At 42.4% G+C, this 12,042-nt stretch carries 11 protein-coding genes, 1 tRNA gene and 1 pseudogene; 6 read left to right on the plus strand and 7 right to left on the minus strand.

Annotated features, from left to right (window positions below):
- Positions 1 to 291: 291 nt before the first annotated feature.
- Positions 292 to 906 (minus strand): annotated as a pseudogene (locus BANVL01_RS27010) (DMT family transporter).
- Between the two features lie 120 nt (positions 907 to 1,026).
- Between BANVL01_RS27010 and BANVL01_RS23900 the strand changes: the two are divergent.
- Positions 1,027 to 1,722, plus strand: a complete 696-nt coding sequence (locus BANVL01_RS23900) for an MgtC/SapB family protein (RefSeq protein ID WP_066091140.1) — start codon at positions 1,027 to 1,029, stop codon at positions 1,720 to 1,722.
- Positions 1,723 to 1,808: 86 nt separating this feature from the next.
- Positions 1,809 to 1,881 (plus strand) — tRNA-Ala (locus BANVL01_RS23905).
- A 120-nt stretch (positions 1,882 to 2,001) separates the two neighbouring features.
- Here BANVL01_RS23905 and BANVL01_RS23910 read toward each other — a convergent pair.
- The 6 genes from BANVL01_RS23910 to BANVL01_RS23935 form a co-directional block, all read right to left on the minus strand.
- Positions 2,002 to 2,979, minus strand: coding sequence for an ornithine cyclodeaminase family protein (locus BANVL01_RS23910; protein WP_066091143.1), 978 nt, complete (start codon positions 2,977 to 2,979; stop codon positions 2,002 to 2,004).
- 54 nt (positions 2,980 to 3,033) lie between these two features.
- Positions 3,034 to 4,038 carry a proline racemase family protein gene (locus BANVL01_RS23915; protein ID WP_066091146.1) on the minus strand — a complete coding sequence of 335 codons (1,005 nt, stop codon included), beginning with the start codon at positions 4,036 to 4,038 and terminating at the stop codon, positions 3,034 to 3,036.
- 133 nt (positions 4,039 to 4,171) lie between these two features.
- Positions 4,172 to 5,068: a 4-hydroxy-tetrahydrodipicolinate synthase gene (dapA, locus tag BANVL01_RS23920; RefSeq protein ID WP_066091148.1), complete on the minus strand. Its 897-nt coding sequence runs from the start codon at positions 5,066 to 5,068 to the stop codon at positions 4,172 to 4,174.
- Positions 5,069 to 5,139: 71 nt separating this feature from the next.
- A complete protein-coding gene (locus BANVL01_RS23925; protein WP_066091150.1) occupies positions 5,140 to 6,093 on the minus strand; it encodes a proline racemase family protein in 954 nt (317 codons plus the stop codon).
- Positions 6,090 to 7,127, minus strand: coding sequence for a proline racemase family protein (locus BANVL01_RS23930; RefSeq protein WP_066091151.1), 1,038 nt, complete (start codon positions 7,125 to 7,127; stop codon positions 6,090 to 6,092). The genes BANVL01_RS23925 and BANVL01_RS23930 overlap by 4 nt, the downstream gene beginning before the upstream one ends.
- Complete coding sequence (locus BANVL01_RS23935; RefSeq protein WP_066091153.1) at positions 7,124 to 8,299, minus strand: NAD(P)/FAD-dependent oxidoreductase; 1,176 nt, start codon at positions 8,297 to 8,299, stop codon at positions 7,124 to 7,126. The genes BANVL01_RS23930 and BANVL01_RS23935 overlap by 4 nt, the downstream gene beginning before the upstream one ends.
- Before the next feature lie 169 nt (positions 8,300 to 8,468).
- On the opposite strand from BANVL01_RS23935, the gene BANVL01_RS23940 reads away from it, so the two are divergent.
- The 4 genes from BANVL01_RS23940 to BANVL01_RS23955 all read left to right on the plus strand — a co-directional run bounded on the left by BANVL01_RS23940 (position 8,469) and on the right by BANVL01_RS23955 (position 12,032).
- The gene (locus BANVL01_RS23940; protein ID WP_066091154.1) at positions 8,469 to 10,136 is read left to right on the plus strand and encodes a sigma-54 interaction domain-containing protein; all 1,668 of its coding nucleotides are present in this window, start codon (positions 8,469 to 8,471) and stop codon (positions 10,134 to 10,136) included.
- 74 nt (positions 10,137 to 10,210) lie between these two features.
- The gene (locus tag BANVL01_RS23945) at positions 10,211 to 10,483 is read left to right on the plus strand and encodes a (2Fe-2S)-binding protein (protein WP_066091156.1); all 273 of its coding nucleotides are present in this window, start codon (positions 10,211 to 10,213) and stop codon (positions 10,481 to 10,483) included.
- The gene (locus tag BANVL01_RS23950; RefSeq protein ID WP_066091158.1) at positions 10,480 to 10,812 is read left to right on the plus strand and encodes a (2Fe-2S)-binding protein; all 333 of its coding nucleotides are present in this window, start codon (positions 10,480 to 10,482) and stop codon (positions 10,810 to 10,812) included. Before BANVL01_RS23945 ends, BANVL01_RS23950 begins: the two co-directional genes overlap by 4 nt.
- A complete protein-coding gene (locus BANVL01_RS23955) occupies positions 10,809 to 12,032 on the plus strand; it encodes an NAD(P)/FAD-dependent oxidoreductase (protein ID WP_066091160.1) in 1,224 nt (407 codons plus the stop codon). The genes BANVL01_RS23950 and BANVL01_RS23955 overlap by 4 nt, the downstream gene beginning before the upstream one ends.
- Positions 12,033 to 12,042 lie beyond the last annotated feature (10 nt).

Raw genomic sequence — 12,042 nt, forward strand, 5'->3', positions numbered from 1 at the left:
AACAATGTATTTACCAATCGAAAAACCCTATTGGTTTTCCGAAAGCTTGTACTCTCTTTTTTAATCAGCCGCTTTAAAGCGACCTCATTAATTTATCATATCCAAATTCGTAATGTCAACAACTTTTTAAAATTTCTTATTACATTGTTTGACTCTCTCGAAGAGGACAAGATTTAATATAACACGAAAAAATAATGATTGCAATATAATTTTTAAAAATTTTTTCAAAACGTTTATTGCAATCATCTATCATGTTCAGATGAATATCATTTGCATTCAATCCTAAAATTATTATTCCTCCACTACTTTATTTAATTTCACTTTTTTCCTTTCATCAATGACAAATAGCAGGATTCCTTCAATTACAATTAATCCACCTAGAACTTGGGTCCAAACCACATTTTCGTCTAATATGAAGTAGGCGAGAAATGCGGCTCCGATTGGCTCGAATAATATCGCCATCGAAATGGTCGAGCCAATCGGAGCCATTTTAACGACCAATTGAACAAGGTATGCCCAAGTAAATTTGGGATAAGGGCAAGCAAGATAAAATAGACCCAATCTTGTGTTGGATATGGAAATAATGGTTGACCTGCTGCCAAGGAATAAATTAAAAGGGTTATTGAACTCATAAAAAAGACAATAAATGTATATGTAATAAGTGATAGCCTTTTTCGAACATTTTGCAATTGCAAAAAAAAACCAGTCTTTTCTCGTGATATGACGAAACTCAGAAACATATTTCGTTCAGAAAATAGGAAGCATGAATAGGACAGAAAAAAATAAACGGTAAAAAGCAATAACTCCTGATGGAGCTGAATTCAACTTTACAAAAATGGCCGATGCAGAAACTGAAATCACACCAACCGCCAGCACTGCATAAGGATTAATTTTTGATTCTTCCATGATGAACTCCTTTATACAAAAATAATCTTTTAGTTTGATTTCATTATTTTACGGGTAAAAATAATTTTTTCTATAAAAAAACATTATATCGGTAGAATTTGACAATGGACGTGAATTCATATGAATAGTATTGATATTGAAATTTTAATTAAGTTGGGAATTTCTGCTATTTTCGGACTAATAATCGGTCTAGAACGCGAACTTAAAAGAAAACCAGTCGGCTTAAAGACGAGCCTCGTTATTTCCACTGTAAGCTGCTTACTGACAATTGTTTCAATCGAATCAGCTTATATGTTCCCCGATTCTGACCATGTTAAAATTACAATGGACCCGCTTAGGTTAGCAGCTCAGATTGTATCAGGGATGGGCTTTATAGGTGCGGGAGTCATTCTAAGAAGAGGCAATGACAGCATATCCGGGCTTACGACGGCTGCGATGATCTGGGGGGCGGCAGGAATCGGGATTGCTGTTGGGGCTGGATTTTTTATAGAAGCGTTTGCTGGTGTGGCCCTGCTTATTATAAGTGTTGAACTAATTCCTTATTTAGTGAAGTTTATTGGTCCTAAACAATTAAGGGAAAAAGAAATCATGCTCCAACTCTTTATTAAGGAAAAGATTCAAATCGATAAAGCCATCTCTTTTATTATCGAGAAAAAGTATATTATTCGGAGGATTCGTATTAAGGATTTAGACAATGGCGATCATCTTGTGCAAATATTAGTAGCTGTAGATTATCGGGAAAAGACGACTGATGTTTATTTCTTTATTTCAGAATTAGAAGGGGTGCAGAAAGTGGAAGTAGAAAGCATGCGTTAAGTCCCAAAAATTTCTTTCTTCTTTTTAAAAATTCCCTCTTGCAAGAATAGATAAAAACGGATATAATTTTTCTTGTACCAAACAAGGGGGGCTTAGCTCAGCTGGGAGAGCGTTTGGCTGGCAGCCAAAAGGTCAGCGGTTCGATCCCGCTAGTCTCCATACATAACACAAAAAAAGACACGTCATATCAACAATGACGTGTCTTTTTTTTGTGTTTCTATACTTGATACTTATCATTCATAAAAACACTCCTCTATCGATGCGAACATTTGCGCTTACTTACAAGCGAATTCGAGTCCCTAGTCCGTTTTGAATCGCTTTTTCGTAAACATATTTTGCTGTTACAATATCAACAACAGCCAATCCGACTGACTTAAATATCGTTATTTCTTGGTTGCTTTCTCTTCCGCACCGTTTTCCGCTGACGATTTCCCCTAACTCTGCATAAATATCACTTTCCTTAAAAACTCCCTCGTTAATCGGGATTTGCAAGTCTCCAGTCTCCTCTAAGGCCGCTTCTTTTGATTCCACCACTACTTTATCAGCTCTGGAAATGGCATGGGACGGAAGTTCTTGCATCGTAGGTTTGAATGAACCGATTGCATTCACGTGAACACCCGTTTTTAAGATTTCAGTAAAAACGGGCGCAGAAGAGTTTGTTGCCGTGACGATAATATCCGCTTCACGAACTGCCTCATTTGGGTCTGAATATACTTGAACATTCTTATTGAACTTCTTCGTAATGTATTCAGCAAACTCGGCTGCTTTTTGTCTAGTTCGGTTAGAAACGATAATTCTTTCAATATCCCGAACAGCGAGTACGGCTTCAACCAACCCTTCACTTTGTCCCCCAGTGCCAATAACAGATAATGTTTTTGCATCCTCCCTTGCTAAATATTTTGTCGCCACCCCACTTAAGGCACCAGTTCGAACCATCGTTAGATAGGACCCTTCCAAAAGTGCAAGCGGCTCTCCTGTTTCAAAATCCGATAGTATGACAAGTCCGTTTATTGTTTTCTTTCCTATTTTTGGATTATTTGGTGCCACTGTTACAACTTTTATTCCCCATGTGCCAAGCCTTTCAGCTACCGAGGGCATCACTAATGCTGTATTTTGAGAATCATAGAATGGCAATACCGCCCGGATTGGGGTCACCGTCCTTGACTCCGAAAACTCTTTTAGAGCACTAGCTGCCTGTTCAATCACTTCATTCATATCTATTAAGCTCTTCTGTTCCTCTGCATTAATCACTAGCATGCTTTCCCATCCCTCTCTGCTTTTCTGGAATTGGGCATTCACTATTGAAAAAACTTAAGCCAATAAAAACCCTTGTTTCAATGGATCTCTTGGATCAATAACAAATTGGTGGAAGCCGGTGATATATGCCTGGCCCGTCACCTTTGAAACAATCGCTTCAAATTCGTCTACCTTTATCCTCGACAGCACTTCTCCAATAAATTGTCCATCAGTAATACACTCATGGACAAAACTCCCGCCTTCTTTTATAACTCCTTGCTCTACTAATGTAGCTAGCCTGGCTGAAGTCCCTGTTCCGCAAGGGGATCGGTCGACTTGCTCATCTGCAAAGATGGTCACATTCCGTAAGTCAGCGCTTTCTCCCTTTGGCTCATCAGAAAATATAACACCATATATTCCTTTTAAATCCTGCTCAAGCGGGTGCTTCACTTCCATATTGCTTTCAATATAGTGTTTGATTTTTCCACCCCATGTTTGTAACTCAGGTAAATCTTTGAAATTTACGTTCAAACCGAATTCTTTACTATTTACTACTGCATAAAAGGCTCCGCCAAAAGCGATATCGACTTGAAATTCATGTCCTTCAATTTTAACTGGGACATCCTTTTTATAAACAAAGGAAGGAACATTTTCAAATGAAACAGATTCCACTTGGTTTCCATTGTATGTTGCATAGGCAATGACCTCTCCGGCGGGGCTGTCAATGACAATCTTTTCTTTGCCAGCTGACATATCAAACATCCCTGTTTCAATCCCATATGTAACAACAGCAACAATTCCGTGGCCGCACATGGTGCTCCATCCTTCATTATGCATAAACAACACGCCGAAATCGGCATGTGAACTTGCTGGCGGTGTAATGATACAACCGTACATGCCATGGTGTCCGCGTGGTTCATACATAAGAACCTCTCGTAAATGATCCAAATGCTCCATGCAGTATGCCCGTCTTTCCAATTGAGTGCTGCCTTTTATTTCTGGCAGACCACCAGTAATAATCCGTAATGGTTCACCGTATACATGCATATCAACTGTCGTGTACATTTTACTGAAATTCATATTCTTCCCCCCTCTGGATTTTGTTCAAAAATTTCTTCTTCGGCAATAACCATTTAATCCGTGACATCTGCAAATACCTTTAACACTTTTTACATTTACCGGGGAACTATCCCGGCACATCCTTACCGCGTTTTTATGCTCTTGAAACGGCCGTTAAGCTCGCTAAAATGTCTTTAAGTTTTTGATCTTCCTCAGGTGTCAACCCTAAACGCGGATAACGGGATGGTCCTCCTGCTTGGCCATTCAACTCCATCGCACGTTTAACAATTTGCACATATTTCCCTGACCCTTCAAGGAATGTACATAGCGGTAAAATGCTATTATTGATTGCCCAGGCCTCTTCTAGCTCACCATTTTGAAAATGGTTGAACATGTGTGTCACAAGCTTTGGTACAATGTTCCCCGCGACGGAAATCCAGCCTGTTGCCCCGACCAAATAGGACTCCATGACCAAATCTTCTGAGCCGCAGAAAACTTCAAAATCGCCTTTCCCATCTCTTGCTAAATCTCGTGCTTTGCGGATATCGCCGCTTGATTCTTTAATATGTGTGACTCTTTCACACTCTTTTCCAATTTTAAGCATCAGCTCTGTGCTCATATTGACACCGGATGTAAACGGATTGTTGTAAAGCATAATCGGCACATTCACGGCATTAGAAACTTCTTTAAAGTGGAAGAAAATTTCTTCTTCCTTCGGTTTGCAATAGTAAGAGTTAATAATCAGGGCACAATCAGCACCGTGTGCTTCAGCTTGTTTCGTATACTCAATGGTTTCTTTCGTTGTTTCCGCAGCTGTTCCAACAATTACTGGAATACGGCCGTTCACTTCCTTCATAACCAATTCAACAATCTGGAACCTTTCTTCTTTTGATAAACTCACGAATTCTCCTGTACTGCCGTTGATCACAATCCCTGCGACGCCTTGATTCACGAAGTATTTCACATTATTTTTTACTCCGGCCCAGTCAATCTCCTGTGCCTCATTCATGGGTGTAATCAAAACGGGATATGCTCCTCTAATTGTTGTCACGTACATTTCCTCCTCAAAGTTTTTATATCAGATTAGTATTTTTCTGATTTAATAGAATCCATTTTTAAAAATTACTTCAATAAAAACCCAGCTGCTAGAGGATCTGTCGGATCTAATACAAATGTTTGTAAACCTGTAATGAAACCACGGCTTGTCACCGTAAACTGATAAACATTCTCTGTTTGTTCAGCGACTTTTGCTGCCAAGCGGCTTTCGAAAATACTTTCATTCACAAGTCCTTGTTCTGAACGCAATGCTCCCTTAGCTAGTAAACTTGTATAACAAGCGAACGTTGGTCCAAAGCCAGGTGAACGAACGATAAATTGATCCTCTCGGAACGTAATTGATTTAATTCGCCCCACATCTAATGCAGAATCGTCTAGTAAAATGGCCGCTTGTACCTGGGCCTCTGAATCAAGTGCCTGAAACACCGTACATGCCCAGCTTTTTAATTCAGATAGATCCTCCACCCGAATCTCTACAGGAAGATTGCGCTTCTCAAACACTGCATAGACTTGATCCGCTTGCACGAGGGAGAACTTTGTGTTTAAACGTGAATGTGCGAGCTGGACATCTTGTTGGATCACATGACACGGATCGCTTTCCAGCCTCACTGAAACGACTTCTTCCTGTTCCACGATAGCGGTTACGGAGATCACACCGGTGAGAGTTTCGATTTTGTATTCACTTGTTTCATTAGTTTGCAAATGGCCGCATTCTAATAAAGCTGTAATTACGGCAACGATGCCGCCGTAATGAACAGGGACCGTTCCCTCATGGTTAAAAAAGAGCACTGCTGCATCCGCTTCCGGGCTAATCGGCGGAAGGACGAGGCAGCCATTTAATCCAGCGAACCCACGAGGCTCATTTAATAATAGGTTTTTCTCCACTTCATACATTTGTGGAAACTTTTCATACAGCTGCTCCAGGCTCTGATAATGAATGAGTGGAACGTTATGAATAATGCGGAACGCCTCGCCGGCTACATGGACATCCGTTGTTGTGTACACTTTTTGAATCTTCATTTCACGTCCTCCGTTTCATGTTCCATCGGTGGAATGAGCAGAAACCCTTCTTTAAGCGGATCTTCCTTATGGTAAAAGAACCGGTGCATGCCCATTAGCCAAGCGGATCCAGCAATTTTTGTCACCACTGCCTCTACACCTTCCACGCTGGTGGTTTCAAGGATGGATCCTCGAAATAACGAGCCGACAATACTTTCATGAACAAATTCTTCGCCAAGGCCAATCTTTTGATTAGCGTAAAGCACAGCTAGTTTGGCAGACGTACCGGTTCCACACGGTGAACGATCAATTCCCCCTGGAGGGACAATAACTGTATTTTTTACGTCGGCATCTTTATGTGTTGGATTGGTATAAAATTCAACATGGGTGAGCCCGCGAATGAATGGATATTTCGGGTGAACAATCTCTGTTTTTTCATTAATCATGTTTCGGATGGTGATAGCTTTTTCGATAATCTGCGAAGCATTCTCCGGTATTAAGTCTAGACCGACCGATTTAGCATCAATGATCGCGTAAAAATTCCCGCCGTAGGCAATATCTGCATCCACCGGTCCAATCCCTTCGACGTCAACGGAAACACTTTTTAAAAGAAAAGCAGGAACATTGCAAAAGGACACCTCTTTCGCTTTGCCTCCTTCTACAGCAATTTCTACTTCCACAAGCCCAGCAGGTGTATCCAATTTTACTGAAGTGACTGGCTCTTGAATCGGAATTAGTCCTGACTCTACTAAAGCCGTGCATACACCAATTGTGTCATGACCGCACATTGGCAAATAGCCTCCTGTTTCTATGTAAATCACACCGATGTCCGCTTCCGGATGACATGGATCCGTGAGCAGAGCTCCAGACATGACATCATGGCCGCGCGGTTCGTTCATTAATAGTTTGCGAATCCAGTCATACTCCTCTTTCATATAAAGCATTTTTTCAGACATCGTTTCTCCCACTAATTCCGGGAGACCGCTAATGACCGTCCTTGTCGGATTCCCGCCTGTATGTGTATCAATCGTTGTAAATACTTTATGTGTCTTCACCCTGTTATCACCCTTTCTTTAAAACGTTCAAAACGAAGAGGTTCAATCGGTATCGAAGTTTCTTTCTCATTAATCAGTTCTTCGATAATTTTCCCTGTGACGGCGGCTAAGCTAATTCCATCCCCTTCATGACCTGCAGCAATGTAATAATTTGGGATGCCCTCGACGCTGGAAATGATTGGCAAATGGTCTTCTGTCCATGGCCTTAAGCCCGCATACGAACGAATCACCATCATATCCGCCATTTTCGGATAAAAGCGGATGGCACGATTAGCAATGCATTTGATAACCTCATTGTTTACCTTTGTGTTGAAGCCGACAAATTCCCGGCTGCTTCCAATCAAAAAGTTCTGACTTTCCGTTGGTTCGAAAACAAGGGCTACTCCGTATTTTTCCGTTATTGGGTCGACACGGCGCACCCCGCCGAATTTGGAAATCAAGTAGCCAAACTCCATCACTTTGCGGGATCCGACATGCTGCTGCCTTGAAGCTACGATAATATGTCCTTTTCTTGGTTCGATCGGTATCGAAAGGTCAAGCATCTCTCCGATTCTTGGTGCCCATACCCCGGCCGCATTGACGACATGATCGGCGGTAAAAACTCCGTTTGACGTATCGACAGTAAATGTGCCATTTTCTTCTTTTTTCACTTGCTTTACTTCGGTTTGCTTCCATGCCTTTGCTCCTTGTTTTTTCGCTTCCTCTAGGAGCGTAAAAGCAAGCAGATAGGGATTGACTGTTGAATCCGTCGCGCATTCCAATCCCCCTAACAAGTCATCTGCAAAGTAAGGAGATTCCTGGCGGATATCCTGGCGGTCGAGCATTCTGAAAGGAAGGCCGGCAGCTTTCTGGCGGTCGACCCAGCGCTTGGCCGCTTCCATCTCTTCATCTGACTCGCAAACAAGAATGCTTCCCGGGGCCCGATACTCAAAAGAGTTTCCCAAGTCTTTGCTCCATTCATCTACTAAACGCTGGCTGAACAAAGACATCTGACTGTCAAAGCCAGGGTCTTTATCAATCGCCAAAATATTTCCGTCACACCGGGAAGAGGTACCGCTGACAAATTCCCCTTTTTCAATGATGGTTACTTCTCTGCCATACTTAGAAGCATAATAGGCAATCGAACAGCCGATAATCCCCCCGCCAATGACTAAAACGTCACAATGCCTCACTTACCTTCCCCCATTCGATTGATTGTCTACTTTTTAAGGATGCAATTTGTGTGCCAAACCAAAATCATTATGCGGTTTATTGAATTGTATAAATATTTTAAATTTTTCATAATTTTGTGTATAATTATTTTTACAGTGTTCAGAAATTTTTACACATATGGAGGGTATTATGGCATTTTCATTACCGCCGGTAAAAGTAATAATGAAACGTTGGAAACCATCGCTTGAAGACCAGATTATTGAACAGACAAATGGAGAATTTTTTTATCGGCCTTCCAAAATGGCAGCAGCCATTCCCTGCAAAGTTATCAAGGAGGACGATTCCTTCGATACTCTGATTGATTCCTTTAATCACCATGATGCGGTTGTTATTCTTGATAACATCGGCCTTCCTGCCGGCTGTATAACTGCTCCGCAAATGGTCGATTTCCTTTATAATGCCTTCAAACAATTAGAGGCATTTTATGAAGCCGTCATTCAAACAACGGATGCCTCCATTACGGTCATTGATGATCTTGCACGAGTACGCACATGGACTGAAGGTGCGGAAAAACTTTTCTCGGTCAAAAAACAAGACATCATCGGTCAACACATTTCCGAATTTTTCGATCCCAATAAACTTGAAATCCTGCAAACACTGGATAATGGAAAACGAATTACAGGCCAGTACCATCGGCCCCGGTCAGATTTGTTTGTTTTAATTAACTCTAACCCGATTTACTATAACAACCGGATTATCGGTGCAGTCGTTTCAGAAACGGATGTCACCAATCAAGTCGTACTCAACGAAAAATTATTTAACATGTCCGCCGAAATGCACCGTTTAGAACAAGAAGTAGCCAAATATAAGGACTCAACTGATCCGTTTCATTCCATCAAAGGGAAAAGTGCCTCCATTCAAAGAACGGTTCACCTGGCTAGAAAAGTGTGTTCGGTTAAATCAACCGTCCTGATTTTAGGTGAAAGCGGCGTTGGTAAAGAAGTGTTTGCCAAGGCCATTCATGAAGCGAGCGAAGAGCCGAAAGCTCCCTTTATTTCGATAAATTGCGGTGCCATACCCGCTTCATTATTTGAAAGTGAGTTATTGGGATATGAGCGCGGCGCCTTCTCTGGTGCCGATATAAAAGGGAAAAAGGGAAAAATAGAACTGGCAAAAGGAGGGACGTTGTTTCTTGATGAAGTAGGCGAAATGCCGCTTGAAATGCAGGTAAAGCTGCTGCGGGTGTTGCAGGAGCGGAAATATTACCGCGTCGGCGGTGAAAAAGAAATCATTGCCGATTTTCGGGTGATTGCTGCTACGAACCGTGATTTGCATGAATTAATGCAAGAAGGCCGCTTCCGGGAAGATTTATATTATCGCTTAAACGTCGTCAGTCTCCACATTCCACCTTTAAGAGAGCGGCACGAAGATATTATCGAATTAACCCATTTCTTTTTAAATGATTTTTCACGACGTTATCAACGCCCGATTTATGAATTTTCACCAGATGTCATGCAGGAATTGCTCCGTTATCATTGGCCTGGTAATATTCGTGAACTTCGCAATATGACTGAACGGCTCGTTGTCTTTGCGACTGATGGAGTAATTAAAAAAGACTATTTACCGTTTTCCGCAGGCAGCCTAAGCCTTGAAAACAGCGGGATGATTTCATCCAATACTCCAGAAGAAAGGGAAAATACCATTTTAACGCTGCAGGAAGAAATGGACCAGCACGAGAAAAAAGTAATCGAAAGAGCATTGAAGATTGTCGACGGGAACAAAATGGAATGTGCTAAACATCTTGGCATTACAAGGGCTACCTTATACAATCGATTGAAACGTCTCGGGATAGATTAATCCTTCTCCCCTCAAAGTTGGTACGATTATTGCATAGTAATTTAATATCAGAAAAATTAGAGGGGGAAAAGGGAATGGCAAACATGGGGGATATTGTTATTTGCCGTTGTGAAGAAGTTACTTATGGACAACTTCAAGCAACAGCAGAAAAACATAACTGCACAGCAAGAGAATTAAAATTAAGAACGAGGGCGGGTATGGGCTTTTGCGGCGGTCGTACTTGCAGACCCTCATTGGACAGGATTCTGGAAAGTGTCACCCCTGCCATAGCTCCAGGTGAAATTCCGTTAAAATATCAGCCCCCGATCCGACCGGTGACATTTGGAACGGTAGGTGAAAATCTATGACTAGAATAATAGACCATCCAATCTTAGGGAAACTAGATGACCGGGAGATTATTACCTTTCAGTTTGATGGCAATACATATGAGGCATATGAAAATGAAACGATTGCTGCCGCACTTTTAGCAAATGGGATTAGAAAACTGCGGGCTCACGAAGGATCCGGGACACCACGGGGGATTTATTGCAATATCGGCCACTGCATGGAATGCCGTGTAACGGTTAATGATCAAGCAAACGTAAGAGCCTGCCTAACGGTTGTCAAAAAAAACATGGTTGTTGAAAGCGGAAAGCAGCATCCAAACATTGTAAAAAGGTTGGTGGAGCAGCAATGAGTGATGTAATTGTGATCGGGGGCGGACCGGCAGGATTAGCAGGTGCCATTGCCTGTGCCAAATCGGGGCTTAATGTGTCCGTCGTAGATGAATTTATCAAGCCAGGCGGCAGATTGCTCGGGCAGCTTCATAGAGAGCCTTCTGGTGAATGGTGGAATGGAATCAAAGAATCAGAACGCCTTCATCAGGAAGCGAGGAAATTATCAGTCGACATCCGATGCGGGGTTTCTGTTTACAATTTAGAAAAAGAAAACCAGCTCTGGAATGTGTACACGAATCAAGGAACACTGACTGCTCCTTTTGTGTTAGTGGCCACTGGTGCGGCTGAATATCCAATCCCACTCCCCGGCTGGACACTTCCCGGGGTGATGTCGATTGGGGCTGCACAAGTAATGACAAATGTTCACCGTGTCCAGGTTGGTAAAAAAGGGGTCATTATCGGGGCGAATATTTTAGCCTTTGCGATATTAAATGAATTACAATTGGCCGGAATAACAGTCGATCGCATCGTTCTACCTGAAAGAAACCAGATCAGTCAAACAGCAGGCGAGCCAGAAGAAGTCATGAAATCACTCTTAAATGCAGCCCACCTCGCCCCATCACCGTTTTTACGGTTCGGAAGCCGTTTCATGAGAAGAGACTGGATAAGAAAAGTCGGGTTGAATTTTTATCCTAAAAATGGCGTGAAGATAAATGGTACACCGCTCCAACTTCGCAAGGCAGCCGTTGAAATCATCGGTAAGGATCACGTAGAAGGGGTCCGATTAGCCGATATTGACGCGAATGGTACGATTATTGCCGGTTCTGAAACGATTTACGAAGCAGACTTCGTTTGTATCGCAGGGGGCTTGTATCCGCTCGCAGAACTTACCGCCATCGCCGGATGCCCGTTTCAATACATCCCGGAACTTGGCGGACATGTTCCCCATCATTCAGAAACGATGGAAACCCCTCTTAAAGGGCTTTTTGTAGCTGGCAATATTACCGGTATCGAGAGTGGAAAAATTGCCATGGCCCAAGGAACAACCGCTGGCCTATCCATTGCCAAACACGCCGGAAAAGGAGCAGGTACCATCGACGAGCAGCTACAGCAAGCTTTAAAAAACGTCCGTACCGTAAGGCGGCATGCTGCTATCCAATTCAATCCCGAAATCGACAGCGGCAGAAGCAGGATGAACCAGCTTTGGGAAGATCTCTATGCAACTAGTATTGAACAGTGAAACCTCTCTC

Origin of the sequence: Neobacillus novalis NBRC 102450, assembly GCF_001591805.1 — a bacterium.
In the GTDB taxonomy this organism is placed as follows: Bacteria; Bacillota; Bacilli; order Bacillales; family Cytobacillaceae; genus Neobacillus; species Neobacillus novalis.